The organism is Xenorhabdus sp. PB30.3, from assembly GCF_963895965.1.
Lineage (GTDB): Bacteria > Pseudomonadota > Gammaproteobacteria > Enterobacterales > Enterobacteriaceae > Xenorhabdus > Xenorhabdus stockiae.
The window spans coordinates 1-22,056 of the sequence record NZ_CAWQMW010000172.1 but is presented as its reverse complement, the minus strand read 5'-3'; the positions used below and the strand labels follow the sequence as shown (position 1 = coordinate 22,056).

The 22,056-nt window shown below is 43.1% G+C and carries 19 protein-coding genes; 9 read left to right on the top strand and 10 right to left on the bottom strand.

Going from position 1 to position 22,056, the window contains the following annotated elements; all coding sequences use genetic code 11:
- Positions 1 to 204: 204 nt before the first annotated feature.
- From brnQ to phoB, 3 genes are all read right to left on the bottom strand, one after another.
- On the bottom strand, positions 205 to 1,545 hold the full coding sequence (gene brnQ, locus AACX38_RS17850; protein WP_228865095.1) for a branched-chain amino acid transport system II carrier protein: 1,341 nt from the start codon (positions 1,543 to 1,545) through the stop codon (positions 205 to 207).
- Between the two features lie 389 nt (positions 1,546 to 1,934).
- On the bottom strand, positions 1,935 to 3,236 hold the full coding sequence (gene phoR, locus AACX38_RS17845) for a phosphate regulon sensor histidine kinase PhoR (RefSeq protein WP_228865094.1): 1,302 nt from the start codon (positions 3,234 to 3,236) through the stop codon (positions 1,935 to 1,937).
- A gap of 100 nt (positions 3,237 to 3,336) precedes the next feature.
- Positions 3,337 to 4,026 carry a phosphate regulon transcriptional regulator PhoB gene (gene phoB / locus AACX38_RS17840; RefSeq protein ID WP_099120750.1) on the bottom strand — a complete coding sequence of 230 codons (690 nt, stop codon included), beginning with the start codon at positions 4,024 to 4,026 and terminating at the stop codon, positions 3,337 to 3,339.
- A gap of 305 nt (positions 4,027 to 4,331) precedes the next feature.
- On the opposite strand from phoB, the gene sbcD reads away from it, so the two are divergent.
- The 3 genes from sbcD (at position 4,332) to AACX38_RS17825 (ending at position 9,843) form a co-directional block, all read left to right on the top strand.
- Positions 4,332 to 5,558: an exonuclease subunit SbcD gene (sbcD, locus tag AACX38_RS17835; RefSeq protein WP_228865093.1), complete on the top strand. Its 1,227-nt coding sequence runs from the start codon at positions 4,332 to 4,334 to the stop codon at positions 5,556 to 5,558.
- Positions 5,559 to 5,586: 28 nt separating this feature from the next.
- Positions 5,587 to 9,282, top strand: a complete 3,696-nt coding sequence (locus AACX38_RS17830; protein ID WP_228865092.1) for an AAA family ATPase — start codon at positions 5,587 to 5,589, stop codon at positions 9,280 to 9,282.
- Between the two features lie 66 nt (positions 9,283 to 9,348).
- Complete coding sequence (locus AACX38_RS17825; RefSeq protein WP_099108879.1) at positions 9,349 to 9,843, top strand: TIGR00645 family protein; 495 nt, start codon at positions 9,349 to 9,351, stop codon at positions 9,841 to 9,843.
- Between the two features lie 35 nt (positions 9,844 to 9,878).
- Here the strand turns inward: AACX38_RS17825 and AACX38_RS17820 are convergent, their stop codons facing one another.
- The 5 genes from AACX38_RS17820 to AACX38_RS17800 all read right to left on the bottom strand — a co-directional run bounded on the left by AACX38_RS17820 (position 9,879) and on the right by AACX38_RS17800 (position 14,468).
- A complete protein-coding gene (locus tag AACX38_RS17820) occupies positions 9,879 to 10,379 on the bottom strand; it encodes a tellurium resistance protein TerW (protein WP_099120744.1) in 501 nt (166 codons plus the stop codon).
- A gap of 88 nt (positions 10,380 to 10,467) precedes the next feature.
- Positions 10,468 to 11,418, bottom strand: coding sequence for an HpcH/HpaI aldolase/citrate lyase family protein (locus tag AACX38_RS17815; protein ID WP_228865091.1), 951 nt, complete (start codon positions 11,416 to 11,418; stop codon positions 10,468 to 10,470).
- Positions 11,419 to 11,431: 13 nt separating this feature from the next.
- Complete coding sequence (locus AACX38_RS17810) at positions 11,432 to 12,511, bottom strand: cysteine protease StiP family protein (RefSeq protein ID WP_228865090.1); 1,080 nt, start codon at positions 12,509 to 12,511, stop codon at positions 11,432 to 11,434.
- Entirely contained in the window at positions 12,512 to 13,306 is a 795-nt protein-coding gene (locus AACX38_RS17805) for a hypothetical protein (protein ID WP_228865089.1), read from the bottom strand. It lies immediately after the preceding gene.
- Positions 13,299 to 14,468 (bottom strand): phosphoribosyltransferase domain-containing protein, encoded by a 1,170-nt coding sequence (locus AACX38_RS17800; RefSeq protein ID WP_228865088.1) that lies wholly within the window; start codon positions 14,466 to 14,468, stop codon positions 13,299 to 13,301. Before AACX38_RS17800 ends, AACX38_RS17805 begins: the two co-directional genes overlap by 8 nt.
- A 486-nt stretch (positions 14,469 to 14,954) precedes the next feature.
- On the opposite strand from AACX38_RS17800, the gene AACX38_RS17795 reads away from it, so the two are divergent.
- The 6 genes from AACX38_RS17795 to AACX38_RS17770 all read left to right on the top strand — a co-directional run bounded on the left by AACX38_RS17795 (position 14,955) and on the right by AACX38_RS17770 (position 19,381).
- Complete coding sequence (locus tag AACX38_RS17795) at positions 14,955 to 15,542, top strand: TerD family protein (RefSeq protein WP_099120737.1); 588 nt, start codon at positions 14,955 to 14,957, stop codon at positions 15,540 to 15,542.
- Positions 15,542 to 16,690, top strand: a complete 1,149-nt coding sequence (locus AACX38_RS17790; RefSeq protein WP_228865087.1) for a TerD family protein — start codon at positions 15,542 to 15,544, stop codon at positions 16,688 to 16,690. Before AACX38_RS17795 ends, AACX38_RS17790 begins: the two co-directional genes overlap by 1 nt.
- Before the next feature lie 43 nt (positions 16,691 to 16,733).
- Positions 16,734 to 17,189: a tellurite resistance TerB family protein gene (locus tag AACX38_RS17785; protein WP_099120733.1), complete on the top strand. Its 456-nt coding sequence runs from the start codon at positions 16,734 to 16,736 to the stop codon at positions 17,187 to 17,189.
- 26 nt (positions 17,190 to 17,215) lie between these two features.
- On the top strand, positions 17,216 to 18,286 hold the full coding sequence (locus AACX38_RS17780; protein ID WP_099120731.1) for a TerC/Alx family metal homeostasis membrane protein: 1,071 nt from the start codon (positions 17,216 to 17,218) through the stop codon (positions 18,284 to 18,286).
- A 26-nt stretch (positions 18,287 to 18,312) separates the two neighbouring features.
- Entirely contained in the window at positions 18,313 to 18,891 is a 579-nt protein-coding gene (locus tag AACX38_RS17775) for a TerD family protein (protein ID WP_099120730.1), read from the top strand.
- 160 nt (positions 18,892 to 19,051) lie between these two features.
- A complete protein-coding gene (locus AACX38_RS17770) occupies positions 19,052 to 19,381 on the top strand; it encodes a type I toxin-antitoxin system SymE family toxin (RefSeq protein WP_228865086.1) in 330 nt (109 codons plus the stop codon).
- Positions 19,382 to 19,474: 93 nt separating this feature from the next.
- On the opposite strand, the gene AACX38_RS17765 is transcribed toward AACX38_RS17770, so the two are convergent.
- Together AACX38_RS17765 and AACX38_RS17760 are read right to left on the bottom strand one after the other, a co-directional pair.
- Positions 19,475 to 20,221, bottom strand: a complete 747-nt coding sequence (locus tag AACX38_RS17765; RefSeq protein WP_099120726.1) for an SDR family oxidoreductase — start codon at positions 20,219 to 20,221, stop codon at positions 19,475 to 19,477.
- 34 nt (positions 20,222 to 20,255) lie between these two features.
- On the bottom strand, positions 20,256 to 21,878 hold the full coding sequence (locus AACX38_RS17760; RefSeq protein WP_228865085.1) for an ABC transporter substrate-binding protein: 1,623 nt from the start codon (positions 21,876 to 21,878) through the stop codon (positions 20,256 to 20,258).
- Between the last annotated feature and the right edge of the window lie 178 nt (positions 21,879 to 22,056).

Genomic DNA, 22,056 nt, shown 5'->3' with positions numbered 1-22,056 from the left:
ATAATAAGTCTTAATTTAAAAAAACACTTTCTAATAATGATTAAATTCATCATAGTTTTTTTCATTATTAATAAAATTCGGTTTTATATTTACTGATAGGCACAATTATTTTAGTGAAAAAATGAACAACAAAAACACCACAGCATAAATCCATGCTGTGGTGTTTCATTTTCTTATTACTACAAAAACATCAAAATATAATAATCAGCTTTGTCCCTGCTGTATTTCATGCTTTGGGAGTTTGGCTCCTCCCGCAATGCGATCATAAAGAGCAAATACAGCCACTGACAGCAGAGTTGGTATTAACCATGCCAGACCTTTATCTGCCAAAGGCAGATGAGTAGCCCACTCTGGCAGCATATGTGACAGGTAATGAGATGATTTAATGGCATCCAAAATCCCAAATATCAGGCTTACCAGCATTGCAGGAGCCAGAATACGGGTAAAATTATGCCACCAGCGGTTAGTAAAACTCAGCAATATCAGCGCAATACAAGGGGGATAAATTGCCGTAAGTACCGGAATTGAAAACGTAATCAGATGACTCAGCCCCAGATTGGAAACCAACATGGAAAAGAGCCCCAAAAGTAAGACCAGAGTACGATAAGAAAGTGACAGATAACGGCTGAAAAATTCAGCACAGGCACAAGTTAGGCCAATTGCAGTTACCATACAAGCAATAAATATAAGTATCGCAAGGAAGAAACTGCCATAGTTACCAAAAACATTCTGAACATAGGCATGCAAAATAGCCGCACCATTATCAGCCGTAGGTACTAAATCGCCACTACCCTCTCCCAGCTTGAACAAAGAAAGGTAAACCAGAGTCAGACAAAATCCTGCAATCAAACCTGCCCACATCGTATAACGCGTCAGTAATGAAGAAGATTTTACCCCTCTAGAGCGTGCAGCATTGACAATAACAATACCAAATACCATCGCCGCCAGAGTATCCATTGTCAGATAGCCATTCACAAAGCCATTTGAAAACGGAATCTCCTGATAAGTCTCAATGGCAGGAATAGGATGCCCTGCAGGCCATAATACAGCAGCCCCTCCGAGAATCACCAATGCCGCTATTTTGATTGGTGCCAGCACATGCCCGACGCTATCCAGTAATTTGCCCGGATATAGCGAAACAAAAATCACCAGCAAAAAATAAATGACACTATAAATAAAAAGTGGAAGGTCACCTGAACCTGTTAACGGAGCAATACCCACTTCAAAAGAAACTGTTGCTGTCCTCGGCGTTGCGAATAACGGACCAACAGCCAAATAGCATATCGTTGCCAGTATTAAACCGGCTGTTTTACCAATAGGTGAACTCAGCGCTTCAATACCGCCACCGACTTTCGCCAGGGCAATAACAGTAATAACAGGCAAACCTACAGCCGTAAGCAAAAAACCAGCAGCAGCGACCCAAACATGTTCACCCGCCTGTAAGCCAACCATAGGTGGGAAAATGATATTTCCCGCACCAACAAACAGGGCAAAGGTCATAAAGCCTAATGCCCAAATATCTTTAGATGATAAACGATGTGTCATAATGATTGTTACATTATTGTTGCTAAAAGAATTGCATATACAATAGGAAATATTGCAAGCACTTGAATTTTCACTGGCGAAACTGGATCCTGATGAAACAGTCAGTGATTAGTATCATATTTACTGATACTTGTAAGATACAAAATGATAGTGGTAATAACAGGTAGAATCGCCAACAACTGCCCACAAGTAAAACTTTTATAGCGTTAAAAGGCAAGTAACAAACCGAAAAGCAGAGCAATATTTCAAACTAATTTCAAAATTAGTGATTATTATCATCTATCATTGATTACACCCTATATGATTTGCACTTTTTTTGCCCACATTGGCTAATAAATCATTTTTTTGCCTGTATTATTACCATTTAATTTTATTAACCTTATGATTTTTTAATCAGTTTCTGTATCAGGAGCAATAAACTGCAGAGGTAATAAAAAGCTGAATACAGAACCTTTCCCGACCGTACTTGTAATATCAAGATGAGTATTGTAGTGGTGTAAGGCATGTTTCACGATCGCCAGCCCTAATCCGCTTCCACCCGCACTTCTTGAACGTGAACGTTCAACTCGATAGAAACGCTCTGTCAGGCGCGGTAAATGTTCAGGGCTGATCCCGGAGCCATTATCCTCAACTTTAAACAACGCTCCATGAACTGTTCTCAACCAACTAACCTCTATGCGGGTTCCTTTTTCTGTGTGGTTAATAGCGTTATGGATAAGATTCGACATTGCGCTTCTGAGCTGCTCTTCATTTCCGAGCACATGTAATGTGTTATCGACATTAAAGACAATATCGTACTGTTTATCTGCCAATGTCTGTACTTCCTGCTCTAATAAAACCAGCATAGCCGGAACATCGACCATATTGTGCACATCAACCTTTGAGCCGCTCTCAATTCTGGAAAGATGTAGTAACTGACTGACCAGACAATCCATTCTCCGCACCTGCTCCTGCATAGTACTCACTACTTTCTGATTTGCTTTCCCGCTGAGCTCCTGATCCTGCATCATTTCCAGATAACCCTGTAGCACTGTTAACGGTGTTTTCAGTTCATGGCTGGCATTTGCGAAAAAATCACGACGAGAGTTTTCCAGTCGTCTTTTTTGCGTGATGTCACGGGCAATCATCAGTAATTGGCTTTCCGAGTAAGGCATCAACTGAAATTCCACGATATGACCATTATTTAATTCAAGAGAGAGAGGAGAAGTAAAATCACCCGCTATCATATAACGGATGAAATCAGGGTAGCGAAGAAGATTGAAAATAGACTGTCGATTATCTTCTGGCCAGCGGAACCCTAATAAATGTTGAGCCAGACGATTGCACCAAAAAATATTCCCTTCCACTGTCATCATTACCAAGGCATCCGGCAATGATTCTGCGCCACTGCGGAACCGTTTGATTAATAATGCCAGTTCCCTGCGCCGCTTACGATTACGTTGCTGTAACTGGTAAATACCATAGAAAACTGGTTCCCATCCTCCCCTGCCTGCCGGAGGCAACATACTACGATCAAGCCAGAGCCAGTCAGATAACTTCAGTAAGTTATAGTCGTGCCATACTAATGCCAGAAGTAATGCAATAACCAGCAACCACGCCAGTTGGCCGACAAAGAAAGACAAAATCACTGCGGGCAGACAGAAAATAAATAACCCCAGTACCAGCTTTTTCCAGGATAATCTCTCAAGCACTTAACTCTCTCCAGTACAGGTTTGTTGTTTTTTAAGTTGCCTCATTATTGGCTTCCCAAACTGAATTTATGTAGGTGGCTCAAGCACCCGACCGGAAAGATTAATAACGGGTAGAAAAGCGATAACCTGTGCCACGAACAGTCTGCACCATTTTATCGTGGCCACCCATTTCCAGCGCCTTACGCAGGCGACGAATATGTACATCTACCGTGCGATCCTCTACATAAACATTCGCCCCCCATACATAGTTGAGCAACTGCTCGCGACTATAAACACGCTCCGGGTGCGTCATGAAAAAATGAAGAAGTTTGAATTCGGTTGGTCCCATATCAACACTTTGCCCCTGACTGGAAACACGATGGGATATAGAATCCAGCATCAGTCCTTCTATATTGATAATATCTTCTGCTGCCATAGGGGAGATACGACGCAATACAGCTTTAACTCGGGCAATTAACTCTCTGGGGGAAAATGGCTTGGTAATATAATCATCGGCACCAACATCAAACCCACGCACTCGATCTTCCTCTTCCCCTCGTGCGGTTACCATCATGACAGGAATATCTTTGGTGGTGTTATTACGCTTCATTTGTTTGATAATTTGTATTCCTGAACCACCGGGTAACATCCAGTCCAACAGGACTAAATCAGGATAAGGCTCAGACAAACACCCTATGGCAGTGTCATAATCTTCTGCTTCAACAGGCTCATATCCGTTCTGTTCCAGAACAAAACAAACCATTTCACGAATTGGGGCTTCATCTTCAACAACCAAAATACGTCTAACCATGGTTAATCCTGTCAGTATGATTGAAGTCAGCAAAATTCACAGTGAACTATTGTGAGGCAATTTTATTACAGTTTTATGAAATAGATTTCATCTTAATCATAAAACTGTAACCAACATTACGAGGAATTTATCAATCAATTGCTCTATTTCATTGCCGTTGCGAGGCCGCTCGAAAATTTATGAATGAAATTATAATTACCCACGACATCCGCAGAACACTCATTATAATTAACATCTGAACAGGGGAAGCTGGATGCAAGGACAGCGCAGCGCAGTAACACAGGTAAGATAAGCAGAGCAAAAATATGCGGATTATTCATACGTCAGACTGGCATCTTGGGCAATATTTCTTTACTAAAAACCGTGCGGCAGAGCATCAGCACTTCTTACAGTGGCTTATCAGGCAAATAAATGAACATCAGGTTGATGCCCTGATTATTGCCGGAGATGTTTTCGATACAGGTTCTCCACCAAGCTATGCCCGGGAGTTGTACAACAGATTTGTGGTAGACCTACAACCCACAGGTTGCCAGCTTGTCATTCTTGGGGGAAACCACGATTCCGTCGCAACACTCAATGAATCAAAAACCCTGTTCTCTTATCTGAATACCACTGTTATTGCCTGTGCTGAAACTGATACCCAACAGCAAATTAAGGTATTGAATAATAGAAATGGTCAGGCTGGAGCCATTCTGTGCGCCATTCCTTACCTACGTCCGCGAGATATTATGTTCAGTAAAGCAGGCCAGTCAGCCATACAGAAACAACAAGCTTTACAGGATGCCATCGCTGAACACTACCACCAGCTCTACCAACAGGCGTGTAGCTTACGGGAGCAGCTTGGCCAATCTCTGCCGATTATCGCAACCGGGCATTTAACTACAGTTGGAGCCTCCACGACTGATTCCGTGCGGGATATTTATATTGGCACATTGGATGCTTTCCCTGCACAAGCATTCCCTCCTGCTGACTATATTGCTCTGGGGCATATTCACCGCCCACAGTCGGTCAATAAAACTGAGCATATCCGTTATAGCGGTTCTCCTATTCCACTGAGTTTTGATGAAGTTGGGCAAGAGAAAAGTGTCTGTCTGGCGGATTTTCAGGAAGATAAATTCAGTCACCTTACCCTGTTACCTGTTCCGAATTATCAGCCAATGCAACTCATTCGGGGTAATCTGCAACAAATAGAAGCACAATTACAGACTTTCAGTGATTATCAGGGAGAGCGCCCTGTCTGGCTGGATATTGAAGTAGCCACGCAAGATTATCTTCATGACATCCAGAAACGTATTCAAACTATGGCTGCGGATTTGCCTGTAGAAATTATTCTGTTACGACGCAGCAAAACCGCTCGTCAAATCTCATTATCAGAGAAAAATAAAGAGACGCTGACTGAATTAAGCGTGTCCGAAGTTTTCGAACGACGACTGGCGATGGCGGAAATTGACGATCAGCCACAAAAACAGCGCCTGACGACTCTGTTCAGGCAAACACTGGATGACATTACTCAGCAACGTACACAGAAATAATAATCAGAAATAACGGTCAGGATGCAGTATGAAAATTCTTAGCTTACGGTTGAAAAATATTAATTCTCTACAGGGTGAATGGAAAATTGATTTCACAGCCGAGCCTTTTACCAGCAATGGATTATTCGCCATTACCGGCCCAACCGGAGCGGGAAAAACTACGCTGCTGGATGCTATCTGCCTTGCCTTATATCACGAGACTCCCCGGCTCAGCACTATTTCAGCCAATCAGAACGAATTAATGACCCGTCATACCGCAGAATGTCTGTCAGAAGTCGAATTTGAAGTAAAAGGGGTTGCTTATCGGGCGTTCTGGAGCCAGCGACGTGCCCGTAATCAGGCTGATGGAAAACTCCAGCCACCGAAAGGAGAGTTGGCAGATAAAAAAACAGGCAAAATTCTGGCTGACAAAATTCCTGATAAAAAAGAAAAGATTGCTGAAATAACCGGACTTGATTTTAAACGGTTTACTAAGTCCATACTCCTGTCGCAGGGGGATTTTGCCGCATTTTTAAATGCCGATGATAAAGATCGGGCTGATTTATTGGAGGAACTTACCGGTACAGAAATTTATGGCATTCTGTCACAGGAGATTTATCAGCGCCATAAAGAAGCCCAGTCCGAATTGAATATTCAGCAGGCAAAAGCATCTTCAATTGAATTATTAACGCCGGAACAACTGGAAGAGTATCGCAATCAACAGCAACAGCTGATTGCCGCAGAGATTCAGCTTGGTCAGCAGCTAAAAGATTTACAAATTACTGAGCAATGGATTGTACGGCAGCATGAGCTGGAACAGTCACTAGCGAACCATAAGTTATCACTGCAACAGACTGAACAGGCGATACAGGAGTCCTCCCCCCAGTTACAACAATTAACTGCCAGCGAGCCTGCTGAAAAAATCCGGCAATTGTGGGATGCGTACAATCGGGCTTTAAGCGAGCAACAGCGCCTTGATGAGCAAAGCAGAAAAATCCAATTTGAGCTGCAACGACAGGTTGCTTTACTGCAACCCGCTCAACAAAAACAGATTAATTTGGAACAGGCTCAAAAAGAATATCAACAGCATCATATACAACAGGAGAAATTGATCTCAGAGCAGGTTACGCCTCTCGATCATAAGATTGCTATTCAGTCTAAGGATCTGCTCACGCTGGAAAAAGAAGCCACTGTGCAGAATCAGGAACTAGCTGAAATATCATCCCAGTATCAACTGGCTGAAAGCCAGCACACCTCGATGAATAAAGAACAGAAAGCGTTGGAGATATATGATGAAGAACATCCGCATTTCCGCACTCTCGACAAACAGTTACCGAAATGGCAGCAACTCTTTTCCCGTCAGAAAGAAAAACAGGAACAGATAACCAAGCTCAGACAAAAACAACAACAAATGGCTACTGAGCTTGCCCGTACAGCTGAAAATCTGAATAGTTTAAATAAAGTTCTGGAAAAACAGGCAGCACAATGCCAGCCATTACAGGATTCACTTGAATTTGCAGAAAAAAAACTGTTGAGCTTACAAACCCAATATTCATCCGATCAACTACAAAAACAGTTATCAGATTACCAATCACAGCTTAATTCACAAAACCAGCTGGAAATTTTTCTGCCTCAGATCGAGCAAATACAGGCAACGATCTCAACCAATCAGGCGCAATTTGCACAAATCCAATCATTCCTGACACCTTTACCTGATCAGTTAAATACCCTTGAGATACAGCTGACAGAAACACAACATCACCATCAGGATTTAACCGCCCGAATTCGTCTGGAACAACGTATTATCAGTCTGGAACAGGAGCGTAATCAGCTCAAAGAGGGGGAAGCCTGCCCACTTTGTGGGTCGAATCACCACCCTTTGATTAGTGAATATCAGAATATCACCCTGCCAAAATCAGAAGAGCGGCTGAAAATCCTTAGTCAAAAAATAGAACAGCTCCAGGGAGAGCGTTCTGCTTTACAGCAAAAGCAGCAATTCCAGCAACAACAGGGTGAACAATTACAGCAATCCATAGAACGTTTCACATCTCAGCTGGCAGAAATTACTACACAATGGCAGCACCACTGCCAACAACTGCAAGCACCCGAATTACCAATGGAAGCTAAACCTGTCAGACACTTTATTACCCTGCGCCAGTCAGCCTATACCCAATCTCAGAAACAATATGAAATACTGACGCAGGCTGAAAAACAGTACCAAATTGCAGAAAAAACACTCTCAGCTCATCGTGAACAATCCAAATCAGATGAACAAAAATCAGCATTGGAAAAAGTCAGGCAAGAGTCATATCAGAAGCAATTGAAGGAAAATACGGCTGAACTCCATCAGGCAGAAGCAGAATATGCCACAACAACAGAGCAATTAATCAATACATTGCACGATACGCCGTTTACACTGCCAGAATCGCAGGAAGTAGAAAATTGGTTACAACAACGTGAAACTGAATTGAAAAACTATCACAGTTCCCGCGAAAAATGGCAGCAATTGCAGCAGGAACAAGCCGTCCTGCAAAGCAAACTGAATGAACTGGAAAAACAAAAAAGCAGAATAATCAATAAACAACAAATATTGACTGAACAGCAACAACAGCAGAATCAGGTATTGCAGCAAACCCAGCAGGAACGTTACCAATTATTTGGCGAACAATCCGTCAACACTGTACGTCAGGAATTGCAGCAAAAAGCGAGCGAACTGGGTAATGCCTGTACACAAGCCACTGCTGATCTACAACAGTTACAGAATCAGGTAAATCAATTAACGGGTGCTGCGGGTGAAATCACACGAAGCTGCCATATTGCCGAAGCCGCATACAAACAGGCATCCGACACCTTCCAGCAAGGTCTGCAACAACAAGGGTTTCTTAATCAAGCCTCTTTTGAACAGGCTTTACTGATGCCGGAACAACGAGAAAATCTTCAACGGCTGCAAGAACAACTTGCCAAACAGAATCTGCAAGCTAAAACACGGTGCCACGAATCTGAAACTCTGTTACAGCGCCACAGGGAAAAATCACCGTCACTGTTGGAGCAGTTTGAACCATCACAACTAGCTGAGTTGTTAAGTAATACCGCCAATGAATTAAAACAAAATAACCAGCAGCAAGGTGAAGTCAAAAACCGGCTCACCAGTGATGCCAACAGTAGACATCACCAGAAGGAATTGTTAGATCAAATAGCTCTCTCACAACAGAATTATGATGACTGGAGCTATCTCAATAACCTGCTCGGCTCTGCGGATGGTGCTAAATTCCGGCGTTTTGCTCAGGGTCTGACACTGGATCATTTGGTGCATCTGGCGAATAGCCGGTTAGAAAAATTACATGGCCGTTACTACCTGCAACGCAAACGACAAAACAAGGATGATGTTGGCCTTGAGTTACAAGTGGTTGATATGTGGCAAGCCGACGCTATTCGGGATACCAAAACGCTTTCCGGCGGTGAAAGCTTTCTTGTCAGTCTGGCACTGGCATTAGCACTATCTGATTTGGTGAGCAACAAAACCCAGATAGAATCCCTGTTTCTTGATGAAGGATTTGGCACACTGGATTCTGAAACTCTCGATATCGCACTGGATGCACTTGATCACCTTAATGCAACCGGGAAAACTATCGGTGTTATCAGCCATGTTGAAGCCATGAAAGAGCGTATCCCTGTACAGATCAAAGTGGAAAAGATGAATGGATTAGGGGTCAGTAAACTAGAATCAGAATTCAGGGTTCGTTGATATCTATTAGCTCACGCACGATCTTGATCTATAATGCAGCTCCTTTTGCAACATATTCAGAACAACATGGAAAGATTTATTGAAAACACAATGTATGCCTCCCGTTGGCTACTTGCACCTGTTTATTTTGGTTTATCACTGGCTTTATTTGCACTGGCTATAAAATTCTTTCAGGAAATCATTCACGTCCTGCCACATATTTTTTCCATTGCTGAATCAGAGCTGATCCTGACTTTGCTTTCTCTGATTGATATGGCTCTGGTTGGCGGGTTGTTAGTGATGGTCATGTTCTCCGGTTATGAAAACTTTGTTTCAACATTAGATATCGAAGAGCACAAAGAGAAATTAAACTGGTTAGGAAAAATGGACGCCACTTCGCTTAAAAACAAAGTTGCGGCTTCCATTGTTGCCATTTCATCCATTCATCTACTGCGTGTTTTTATGGATGCCCGGAATGTGCCGGACAGTAAATTAATGTGGTATGTAATTATCCATCTCACTTTTGTGGTATCAGCATTTGTGATGGGATATCTGGATAAACTCACACGCCATCATCATTAGAAAGAAATCTTACCCGCCCTAATGCCAGCTCAATATTACTTGCTGGCATTAAGGGACTCCGTTCTTTTTCGTGAGTTACCATTAACGGTTTCTTTCTGTAATTCGTCGATAAACCTATCTACGAACATTTCAACTATCTCACTTCTGCTCGTTCCAAGCCGATTGGATAGCCCATCTATTTTTCGGATGACAGACATCCGCAATGACAGGGAAACCGGTTTCTTCTTTTCCTTATCAAGGAAAACGTGGCTGGTAGCTTCCTTTAATTCAAAGTTATTATGCTGAGTGAGCAGCTCTTCAATCCTGCGCACCTCTTTTCTGGTCAATAACCCCTTATCTACTAGTTGGTAAGTATTTCCAATTTTGCTAAACCGGATATCAGCACGATAGTGATCCCTTAGTTCCCTTAAAGTACGAGTCAATGTTGGACCAGAACAACTAAGTGCCTCGATCACTTTTACCTTGCTGACAGGTCTTTCATGAGAAAGCAGCAAAGTTAATTTAAAATTTCTGAGTTGTTTGGGGCTAAGTAACATCGTTTTCAATTACCAAGTCAGGAATACGGTAACTTCCTAATATATAAACACAGCATCCAGCATAGCTTCTCATGCTGGTAAATCAATATTAAAGCGAGTTAAAAACCCCATAATTTTCAGTTTCACTTCCTGAACAGACACCATTATATTTCGCCCGTTCCAGAATATTTACAGCCCAGCGCCAGTGTGTAGCCGGTTCACACATTGCGCCCTGAAACTTAAATACCGCCTGCTTTGTATTAAGGATTTTTAAGGCATCAGCATAATCATGGTTGTTCACCATCAATGCCTTATGGATATGCTCTATTTGCCGTGGATGAATAGCTGTTTTCCCGACAAACCCATGAGCAATATCCAATACAAGCTCTTTCTCAAGTAACTCCAGATTATCAATATGCTCACAAACGGGAGCTGTTAAATAAAAACCACGTGAACCAAAAACAGCCACCAGCATTTTTATCACATACCCCATTGGGCCATCATATAACGTGAGTTCACGCGAACGACGTATCGAAATAAGATTCATCAGATCATTACCACCAACACGTAGCGCGATGACCCGCTCGCAGAAAGGATGAGATTTTAGCTTATCGGCCAAATAATTCATTTGCTGCACATCAAAAACATCTTCAGTTTCCAGTGTCGGCATCACGCCAAGATGCGTTGAAGCAATAATATCCCACCATTCAGGTAATAATGATTGCGTGAATTTAGGTAATACCAGACCCGTGACAAGGCTAAGATCAACAGAATTGACCAGATATCGTCCCATGGATTCATTCCGTGGACGGATAAAAATCAATGGATAATGATCAGTATTAGCGGCTGAACCCTTAGCCGCAGCCAGTATCTGTAATACAGATACGAGGTTTTCGATAGCGACGGGAATATCCTCTTCTACGACTGAGTCCTCCAGACAAATCACCAAAGAACGTAATCCCACAACTTTATTACACAGGATAATTTCCGGAATATCTGGGCGGGTCGCTGGTATATAAAGTGTCGCGCCAAGCTGGTTTGCGAAAGGGTTCTGTTTCATCGGACCACCTTTTTTATGCTACTTTTTTGATAATCGTGACTGCCCGATATTGGCCAATCAAATTACCTACTTCTGTGATGGCAACATTTTTCTGCTGTGCCAGATAAACCAGCAAAGCCACGTCAGGATCATTTTTAGAACGGACAAGTACCTGTTCAGGAACACGCCTCAGCACAGCACGCGTTGCTTCCGCAATTCCCGGTTTGATACGATTAATGCTATTGACCTCATATAAATCAGCAAGAGTGGAAATAACTTTCTTACTTAATTCCAGCAAAACCATTTTTTCCTGAGGTTGCCAGTCAGCCGCAGGTATGGCGGTCAAATCCAGACGTTCCCGGCATTCAGCAACAGTATCAACCAGCATGCCACTGCATTCAAACTCACTCAGATGATCACATTTCACACATCCATGCAATCCATTTTCATTCCAGATTGAACGCGATATTAACCCTGATACCGGTGCTCCCATGATCCCAAAGGGAATTAACCAATCATCATCACTGGCCGCCAGCCATGAACATCCACACGGATCGGCCAGTACGACCAAACGGGGAATGCCTGAATAACCCGGCCGTCCCGCTAATGAACGGGATAATTCTGCTGTAATCGCACCTTTACCTGTCCAGCCATCCACAAATACCAGACCAGCCGTCCCATGTTGCTGTTCTATATACGAGAGCGCCGTATCATCAATGCCACGATCCCGTATGATACTGATCCCATAGTGATACGAACATTGCCCCATATCCCGTAAAACCTGATGTAACATCACACCCAGAGGAACTCCCGCTCTGACTAAGCTCACTAGCACAATAGGTGTGTCGCCAAAGCGTGATATCAGAGCTTTGGCAAGCATAACAACTTCAGTTGCCAGTCTGGTTGCTCCTATTTCTAGCGCTTTATCAAACAATTCAATGTGATAAGAGGTCGGTTCTGGCTCCTGACTCAACATCTCCGAATAATGACGGGCACCAGACTGAATTAACTGTTCTTTAACCTCAACCGGTGTCATTTCAATCTGAACCGGCTTTAGTAAGAAATGAACATCACCGCTGGCGTAAGAGCCAGAAAAAGGAGTAAAACTATTCATTTATGTAGGATTCCGCATACCGAATAAAGAGGCCGTTAATGTGTCAGTAAATTGACTGCGTTGAGGGATCGCAAGCCAGTCACACCATTTCATAAACCGATGATCACTTAAGCTATCCCCCATGCCAATAACAGGAAAAATACCTCTCTCATCGTGAAGCCTTTGCAGAAGATGCTGAGTTGCCAATCCCTTATCGACACATTTAGGTAGAAAAGCGAGGTTATTATTGTTGTAGTGAAAATAAAAATCGTCGTCATCAAAAATATCACTCATCACCTGAGTCACTGCTGTAAGCAGCGTCTTAAGCTCTTCTGCCCGATTATGCTCATTACACTTAACCGAAATATAAACAGGGACATCACCATATTCATAGTTAATGCGTGACCATACAGAAAAACTACCGGATGCTATCAGTCGATTCCCCAGACATTCCAATTCCAGCAATTTATCCCGGTAAGACCGAAGTTCAGCCAGCATATGTGATTGCCACACCTGATCCGCCTTCCCTTCCGGTGTCAGAAGCACCGCACCGTGAGTGGCAATACGCCATGAAGTGAACGGAAGTTGTACCCGGCTAAGCTGCTCTGTATTTCTGGCTGTCACAGGAATCACTTCCGCATTCGACAGTAACCAGTCAACCAGCATAGCCTGCTGTTCTGTCATATAACTATGAGGAGCCTGCTGCCTGTCTACAGTAGCTACGCGAAGCGAAGTAATATCCGACAGCTCATTTATTTTCCGGCGGGTTTGAAATAACGTATCGTCCAGATCAGTAAAAAATACGGGCTTAATCATAAGTCACAATCTCTATCACTGGTGCAACCAGAGATAATTGCTCTATCAAATTTGGATCAACTGCAGCTTTAGGTGTTTCAAGGCAGAGTAGAACGCGATCAAACTGCTGGTGCGCTACGTTATAAAGAAAATTGGGGATCCCCAGACCATAATTATCGGTAAATGCCATCACAGACTGAATAGCGTGCCCGCAGGAAATAGGAGAACGGGTTGTCGAACCAAATTTCACGGCAGCCCCTTCTTGTTCAAGGCGTTCTGCCAGCAAAAATGGTTGCCAGACAAACTCGCTGGAGCCTAACACCAAGACCTTTTCACCAACGTTAGCCGGGATCTCAGCACCCAGATCATATTGAATATCGTCCAGCCCCAGGCGCCCCCAGTTCTGTGTGCCGATAATATCGACTTTTCCCCGTGCCGTGACATTCACCGCAGGCATAACGGGCACAGGAGCTGAACTATCCGCATCCCATTGCCACTCACCTTCTATCAGGGAAATAACTGAGACAGGAAGCGGACAGCGTTTTATGATGCTTTGCCCACTCCAGTCCGTCAGAGTCACTGTAATGATATGTTCAATATGTTCCAGCCCGGCACAACGCAATGCCTCAAGCAGATTGAGAAAAGTATTGCCAGTCGTTGCTTCATCATCAATCAGAACCAGTGTACGGGCATGGCTGACCCGCTGGCGCAAATGTTCTTCTTGCGGCCAGTAGATCAGGTGGTCTGTTGCATGACTATGATTTTCCTTAAACTCACACAACAACTCACCTTCAACCGGATGGCGTGTTGATGTCAGAAATATCGGAGAAGTGACTTTATGCCGGGTTTCCTGAAAAACCCCCGCCGCCAGCCCCACCGCCGTTTCTGCCATCCCGATATAGAGCACCGGCCCGGGAAGATCAACTGGGAATTTATCTGACAACTGCTGATAAACTGTACGCATAATAGACGGACTGACCGGAATATGACGCCCTAACACTTTACTGACAAATAAGAATGCCCTTTTCGGATTACGACGTTCAGCAATATCAAACAATGCTTCCAGAGACGTTTCACCACACTCAGCTGTCACAGTTAAGGTTCCGCTGTTTAACTGTTTTTGATAGCTTTGTTTTTTATTAATCGGGAATGAGTGACGCTGAAGATGATTACATGCGGTCATACAGAAGCCTTTTAAAAGAATTTCAGTAATTTCAGGAAGTGAGGCAAAGGCAGTAGTGATTCTTTCATAAAACAAATTTCCCTTTCATAAACCAAATTTTTTTATCCGAACAACGCCTATTGCTAAATAGGCATTAGTCAAATTTGTTACGTCCGTTTTCTAGTTCAAATTCGGTGAAATATGCACCGAAGTCTAGAGCTTAGCCACACTCAATGTCAATCATAATATGATTTTTTAAATAAGAATTTGTTTGACTTTTCTCCATGGAAAAGAAATGATAAAACACGAAGCCAGATTGCTCTCTATCATAAATTTAACAGATAGTTGCAATTTGTGAGGATCATAATATGACAGGATTTCAGCCATATATCTGGTCATATTATGATTTTCTACATAAGTGAAATTATCGCAATTCACTGATAGCGATTCACGATAAAAAACAAATCACTTATAAAACAATTCACCGATAAATAAGAGGTGTTATTAATGGTTTCATTGAGTAAAAATCAGTCCGTTTCGCTGACCAAGCAGAGTACTTCGCTGGCTAAAATTGATTTTGGTCTGGGATGGGATCCAGTAGCTCAAAAAAAAGGCTTCCTGTCACGTTTGTTCGGCGGAGACAGTAATGAAATTGATCTGGATGCCAGCTGCATTCTGCTCGATGCATCCGGCAATTCCATTGACATTGTCTGGTTCGGCCAGCTTAAATCCGAATGTGGTTCGGTAAGGCACAGTGGCGACAATCTGACAGGAGAAGGCGACGGGGATGATGAAGTCATCAGCGTCGATTTAGTTAAACTGCCTGCCAATGTTGAATACCTTGCCTTTACCGTTAATAGTTTCCGCGGTCAAACCTTCAACGATGTTGAAAATGCGTTCTGCCGGGTTGTTGATCAAAACGGCAAAGAGCTGGCGCGCTACCAGTTAAACGAACAGGGTGCTCATACCGGCATTATTATCTCTTCCCTGCGCCGTAATAACGGTATGTGGGATTTCACCGCACATGGGGTTCCCTGCCGTGGGCGTACCATTGATGATATGTATCCACAAATCGTTGAAACGGTGGTGCGCTGATGAATCTGACTCCGGGGGGAAATGCCCCCGTTTCCAATCAAATGCTGACCATCAGGGTACTTTCAGGTTCAGCAGTCGATGTCTCCGCTTTCCGTTTGTATGCTGATGGTAAGGTACAGGGCGATCCGGATATGGTCTTTTATGGGCAGCCGGATAATGACGATAACACCATTCGCCTGTCCGGCGGTAATACCAATACCGCGTTTTCCGTTAACCTGCCGGCTCTTCGGCAAGACGTCCAAAAAGTTGCATTCACCGCGACCTGCGACGGCAGCCAGACTATCTCCAGCCTTCACAGCCTTTCTATTCAGGTCGAACTGAATGGGAATGTGATTTTACAGGGGCAGGTTGAAGTTCAGGGGCGTACAGAAGCCGCGTTGATCCTCGGTGAGCTTTATCGCCGTAACGGTGAATGGAAGTTTCGCTTTATTGCTCAGGGTTTTAATGGTGGCCTAAAGCCTCTGGCAGAACATTTTGGTGTCGATATTGTCGATGATGCGCCAGCGTCGCCACCAACTCCTGAACCGAAAAGTGTCAATCTAAGCAAGGTTTCTCTGACGAAAGAAAAACCCGCTATCAGCCTGAGTAAACGTGACAACTTCGGTGAGATCCGCGTCAATCTTAACTGGAATCAGGGAGCAGCTCCTGCCAGCCGTGGAATGTTTCAGAACCTGTTTAATACCAGTAAAGGGGTAGATCTGGATCTCGGTGCTTTCGTCCGGCTCCGCGATGGCACCCGTGACGTTATACAGGCATTAGGGAACGGTTTCGGTGCTTATCATAGCGAGCCTTATGTCCAGTTGCAGGGGGATGATCGCACAGGCAGTGTTACTGATGGTGAATGGCTTCATATCAATGGTCTTGAATGGAAAAATATCCGTGAAGTTCTGATCTATGCCTTTATCTACGAAGGTGTACCGAGCTGGAACAATACGGATGGTATTGTCACGATTTACGTCAATGGCCAGCCTCCGATTGAAACCCGTCTGACAGAAGGGCATAACCGCAAAAATATGTGTGCGATTGCCCGTCTTGTTAATGACAACGGTGCTATTCAGGTAGAGCGTATCAACCAGTATTTTAGTGGTCATAAAGAGATGGATCAGGCTTTTGGCTGGGGCTTTCGCTGGACATCAGGCAGTAAATAATACGTTTAATACATACGCGTTATACAAACTAACGGAGGGACTTATGTCCTTTTTAAACAAAATCAAATCGGCATTCAGTGCAGGCCGCGAAGAGCTTACCAATCAGGTTGGCCGTTTCAAAAACAAAAAATTCATGGAAGGAACTGTTGCTGTGTGCGCGCATGTCGCAATGGCAAGTAACGGTGTCAGTTCTGAAGAAAAACAGAAAATGGTGGGATTCATCAAAAGTTCCCCTGAACTGAAAGTATTCGATACGACTGAAATTATCAACTTCTTCAACAAGCTGGTCAGCAGCTATGAATTTGATGCTGATATCGGCAAAGGCGAAGCGATGAAATACATTATGGCGCTGAAGCAACAGCCAGAAGCAGCACAGCTTGCTTTACGTGTCGGGATTGCTGTTGCCAAAAGTGATGGCGACTTTGATAACGATGAAAAAAATGCTGCCAGAGAAATATGCACAGCCTTAGGCTTTGTACCGGCAGATTTCGATCTGTAATCGCGGATAATTAAGAGGCTTACTTCATGGTATCCACGCACATTGGTTTTCCGATGGAAACCGTTGCTGTATTTATTATTCTGTCGGTTGGTGCGCTCTTTATCGACCTCTTTATGCATCGTCATGATAAGCCGATTTCGCTGCGCAGTGCCGCTCTTTGGTCTGTCTTCTGGGTTGCTGTTGCTTTTGTTTTCGCGGGATTCCTGTTTGTCCATCACGGTGCTGAAGTCGCAAGCCTGTTTATCACCGGTTATGCACTGGAAAAGGTGCTTTCCGTCGATAACCTGTTCGTCATTATGGCAATTTTTTCCTGGTTCGCTGTCCCGGATCGTTATCGCCACCGCGTTCTTTACTGGGGCATAATCGGTGCCATTGTCTTCCGTGGTATTTTTGTTGCTATCGGGGCAAGCCTGCTGACACTGGGGCCGTGGGTTGAAATGGTTTTTGCCGCCATCGTCGGCTGGACAGCAGTTATGATGCTGAAAAGTGGTGACAATGATGATGAAATCGAAGATTACTCACAACACCTAGCCTACCGTTTGGTGAAGCGTTTCTTCCCAATCTGGCCAAAACTGCGCGGTCATGATTTCATGCTTACCCAGAAAGAAGTCGATGCAGAACTGGCAAAACCAGAAAATGCTGATGTAACTATTGGTCGTAGAACCAGCAGTAATAAAACTAATAGTGAAAAAGCAGGGCGTGTCGGTAAAGCAGCTCTTTATGCCACGCCACTGATGCTATGTCTGGCTGTGGTTGAACTTTCTGACGTCATGTTTGCTTTTGACTCTGTTCCTGCGGTTATTGCTGTCAGCCGTGAGCCATTAATCGTTTACAGTGCCATGATGTTCGCTATTTTAGGTCTGCGTACACTCTACTTTGTACTGGAGGCACTGAAAAAGTATCTCGTTCATCTGGAAAAAGCCGTTATTGTCCTGCTGTTCTTTATTGCTATCAAATTAGGACTTAACGCATCTGAACATATGTTCCACCACGGTTATTCCATTTCGGCGACAGCCAGTCTGTTTGTCGTACTCGGGGTACTGGCTGCCGGTATTATTGCCAGTCTGCTGTTTCCCGAAAAAGAAAAAACAAGCTAAATCCATAAATAAATGAGGAAAAAATAATGGGTGTATCTCTTTCTAAAGGCGGTAACGTTTCTCTGACCAAAGAAGCGCCAACAATGAAAAATGTTCTGATCGGTCTCGGCTGGGATGCCCGCGCGACTGACGGACAGGACTTTGACCTTGATGCTTCAGCGTTCCTGCTGGCAGCAAATGGCAAAGTACGCGGTGATGCTGATTTCATTTTCTACAACAATCTGAAATCTTCCGAAGGCTCTATTATGCACACTGGCGATAACCGCACCGGTGAAGGGGATGGTGATGATGAATCACTGAAAATCAAACTGGATCAGATCCCTGCTGATGTAGATAAAATCGTTTTTGTTGTCACTATTCATGATGCTCAGACTCGTCGTCAGAGCTTCGGACAGGTTTCAGGTGCGTTCATTCGTCTGGTTAACGATGACACACAAGCTGAAGTTGCCCGTTATGACCTGACTGAAGATGCTTCGACTGAAACTGCGATGCTGTTCGGTGAACTATACCGCCACAATAGTGAGTGGAAATTCCGTGCAGTCGGTCAGGGCTATGCGGGTGGTCTGGCATCTGTTTGTGCTCAGTATGGCATTAATGCAGCCTAATTCGCTTTAATTAAGTGATTTAATGCAAAACCCTGCCTGATAATATCGGCAGGGTTTTTATTTCCTGAATAAGATTAACACTTCTCACAACATAATTTTCTCACCACTTAAAGTACTGCTAAAGTATTACGAAATCTCCAAATGACACAAGGAACGTCAAATGAGTCTTCATGTTTTATTTCGCCACACTGATATCCCCGAGTTAACCCTCAGTGGCAGCAAACTCAGTGATGCCGGGTTTATTTCTGATTCACTCTTTCATATATCCCAGCACTCAGATGGGATAATTCTTTCTCTGCTTGCCCCCGAGACTGATCTTACTAATCTGATCCACCAAATTGAAAACAAGCCAGAACAGGGAATAGATAATATTCGTGAAAATGGAGAACTCTATCTTGCCGGCGACTGGCTAACTGACAGCCAATTGATAAAGCAACCCATTAATATTGAAATAACGTTCGGGAAAATAATTCTTAAACCTAAGCAATAATGTCAAACTTTTTGTCGCAACCTGCCAGATAACTCAACCGGAAAAATACGCCATTTTCTCCGGTTGAGTTCTTAGTTCCAAAAAATCGAAAGTCTATTTTCCCCCCGCCAAATCCATAAAATTACCCGTTACATACGATGCATCATCAGATAGCAACCATGCAATCGCTGCTGCGACTTCTTCAGGCTGCCCGCCTCTTTTCATCGGCAGGGAATCTTTAATTCTGTCAACCCTGTTCGGTTCACCGCCATCAGCGTGGATTTCGGTATAAATTAATCCGGGTCGAACGGTATTTACCCTTATTCCCTGTGCCGCAACTTCCAGAGATAACCCCGTGGTCAATGTATCTACAGCCCCTTTTGAAGCAGCATAATCGATATATTCATAGGGAGCCCCCAGCCTTGCCGCTGCTGATGAAACATTAACAATCGCCCCACCCTGTCCCCCATGCCGGAAAGCCATTCTTTTGACTGCCTCTCTGGCACACAAAAAATAGCCCGTGATATTGGTAGCAAACATTTCATTCAAACGCTCAGCGGTTAGCTGCTCAATGGTAGTCTGAGCCTTTAAAATGCCCGCATTATTCACCAGCCCAGTGATATACCCCAGTTCCTTTTCCGCCTTCTGAAACAGAGCCATAACCTGCTGTTCATCGGTTACATCCATCTGAACAGCCAGTGCCGATTGCCCCAGGCTTTGGATCATGTCCACAACTTCCTGTGCGCGTTCTCTACGAGAACGATAACTAATGCAAACATGATGCCCTTTCTTTGCCAGATCAAGCGCTGTTGCTTTACCAATACCACGGGAACCACCCGTAATAATTGTGACTTTCTGCATAGGGCTATCTTCCTCATTATTTATGTTGAGTTTATTAATGCTTAATGACAAAAAGATCTTTCGTGGCTGTAAATCCGGATATATTGGCATAATATCCCCCAATATAAGGTTTTACTAATACCGCAGTCACAGCGTAATAAACGGGTGCAATAGGAGCATCTTTTATCAAAATATCAACAGACCTCTGAAAGTCAGCCTGATTATTGGTTTCTCCCGCTTTTTCCACCGAATTATCAAACTCTTTATTTGAATAGAATGAAGTATTATTACTCTGGTTAGTACTGAATATATTTAAAAAGGATACAGGATTATTATAATCTCCAACCCATCCTCCCCTGACAACATCAAACTTACCCTGATGTTCATTATCCAGCATGACTTTCCATTCTTCGGCTTGTAATTTAGCAATAACACCAAGATTCTTTTTCCACATAGAAGCAGCAGCAATTGCAATTTTTTTATGTTGCTCTGAGGTATTATAGACCAGGTTAAATTTAAGCGGATTATTCTTATTAAAACCTGCTTCAGCTAATAATTCCCGTGCTTTTTTATTTCGTTGTTCCTGTGTCCACGCAGCATATTCCGGTAAGTTAAATTTAAACCCGCCAATCCCCGGTGGCAATATGGTATAAGCAGGTAACTGGCCCTGAGCAACAACCCGATTAGCAATAATATCCCGATCCAAAGATAAATTTAACGCCTGTCTGACTCTGGCATCATTAAACGGATATTTTTTATTATTAAAATCATAATAATATGTACTCAGAAGCGGTGTAATATGAATCTGTCCTCCTATTGTTCGTTTTAATGAAGCAAAGTCTTCTAACGGGATAGTAAATGTTATATCAATCCCTCCGGCTAAATAACGGTTTAATTCTGATTTATTTGACGAGATGGGTAGATACGTGACTTTATTAATTACTGTATTTTTATCATCCCAATAATAGTGATTTCTGACTCCAACAACCTTTTCATTAACATGCCATTCAGATAGCTTAAATGGCCCACTAGAGACAAAATATTCAGGTTTTACCCATTTATCACCATATTTTGTCACTACTTTTTCACTAATCGGGTACAGAATCGGAAAGGCTAACATTTGTAGAAAATAACCAACCGGTTTCTCCAATTTAACCTCAACCGTCGCATCGTCCAGCGCTTTAACACCCAATTCTTCCGCTTTCTTCTGGCCATTAAGAATAGCTTGCGCATTGACAACAAAAGCATCAGCAAGATAGCTACCATAAGGAGAAACTGTAGCTGGCTCAACCAATCGCCGCCAGCTGAAAACAACATCATGGGCGGTTATAGGTGTGCCATCAGACCATTTGATACCTTTTCTTAAATGAAACACCCACGTTTTATTATCTTTTGTTTCCCAGCTTTCAGCCAATCTGGGTTCAATTTTATTGTTTTTATCCGTTCCGACTAATCCTTCAAAAAAATCATTGATAATATTCAGTGAAACATTATCTTCAGCTTTATCAACATCAAGTGATGCAGGTTCTGCACCATTATTACGAATAACCTCCTGTTTTTCATTCAGTTGTATACCGGGTGGAATAACGGCGGCATAGGATGAAATAATACTAAAAAATATCATAGTCATAGAATAAACTAATATTTCCATTCCTCTATTAATTATTTTATTTAACATGTCATTTTCCTCTATTGCTGTAATATAATTTTTATTAATTAGAAATATTGGCGTGTGTTTTAAATAAGGCGTACACATCTATTATTTAATAATAGCACTTGATGAAAATAACAATTTAAAAAATCCAATCAATAATTTCGGTTATGAATAACACAGTAAAAAAAGCTGCAACTGAGCC

Bases quoted from the DNA above. Each gene is read 5' to 3' on its own strand.
- AACX38_RS17785 (WP_099120733.1), top strand. From the start codon at position 16,734: ATGTCCTTTTTAAACAAAATCAAATCGGCATTCAGTGCAGGCCGCGAA.
- AACX38_RS17805 (WP_228865089.1), bottom strand. From the start codon at position 13,306: ATGATTAAGCCCGTATTTTTTACTGATCTGGACGATACGTTATTTCAA.
- AACX38_RS17770 (WP_228865086.1), top strand. From the start codon at position 19,052: ATGAGTCTTCATGTTTTATTTCGCCACACTGATATCCCCGAGTTAACC.
- brnQ (WP_228865095.1), bottom strand. From the start codon at position 1,545: ATGACACATCGTTTATCATCTAAAGATATTTGGGCATTAGGCTTTATG.
- AACX38_RS17830 (WP_228865092.1), top strand. From the start codon at position 5,587: ATGAAAATTCTTAGCTTACGGTTGAAAAATATTAATTCTCTACAGGGT.
- sbcD (WP_228865093.1), top strand. From the start codon at position 4,332: ATGCGGATTATTCATACGTCAGACTGGCATCTTGGGCAATATTTCTTT.
- AACX38_RS17815 (WP_228865091.1), bottom strand. From the start codon at position 11,418: ATGAAACAGAACCCTTTCGCAAACCAGCTTGGCGCGACACTTTATATA.
- AACX38_RS17790 (WP_228865087.1), top strand. From the start codon at position 15,542: ATGAATCTGACTCCGGGGGGAAATGCCCCCGTTTCCAATCAAATGCTG.
- AACX38_RS17800 (WP_228865088.1), bottom strand. From the start codon at position 14,468: ATGACCGCATGTAATCATCTTCAGCGTCACTCATTCCCGATTAATAAA.
- AACX38_RS17795 (WP_099120737.1), top strand. From the start codon at position 14,955: ATGGTTTCATTGAGTAAAAATCAGTCCGTTTCGCTGACCAAGCAGAGT.
- AACX38_RS17775 (WP_099120730.1), top strand. From the start codon at position 18,313: ATGGGTGTATCTCTTTCTAAAGGCGGTAACGTTTCTCTGACCAAAGAA.
- AACX38_RS17810 (WP_228865090.1), bottom strand. From the start codon at position 12,511: ATGAATAGTTTTACTCCTTTTTCTGGCTCTTACGCCAGCGGTGATGTT.
- AACX38_RS17765 (WP_099120726.1), bottom strand. From the start codon at position 20,221: ATGCAGAAAGTCACAATTATTACGGGTGGTTCCCGTGGTATTGGTAAA.
- AACX38_RS17780 (WP_099120731.1), top strand. From the start codon at position 17,216: ATGGTATCCACGCACATTGGTTTTCCGATGGAAACCGTTGCTGTATTT.
- AACX38_RS17760 (WP_228865085.1), bottom strand. From the start codon at position 21,878: ATGTTAAATAAAATAATTAATAGAGGAATGGAAATATTAGTTTATTCT.
- phoB (WP_099120750.1), bottom strand. From the start codon at position 4,026: ATGGTTAGACGTATTTTGGTTGTTGAAGATGAAGCCCCAATTCGTGAA.
- AACX38_RS17820 (WP_099120744.1), bottom strand. From the start codon at position 10,379: ATGTTACTTAGCCCCAAACAACTCAGAAATTTTAAATTAACTTTGCTG.
- AACX38_RS17825 (WP_099108879.1), top strand. From the start codon at position 9,349: ATGGAAAGATTTATTGAAAACACAATGTATGCCTCCCGTTGGCTACTT.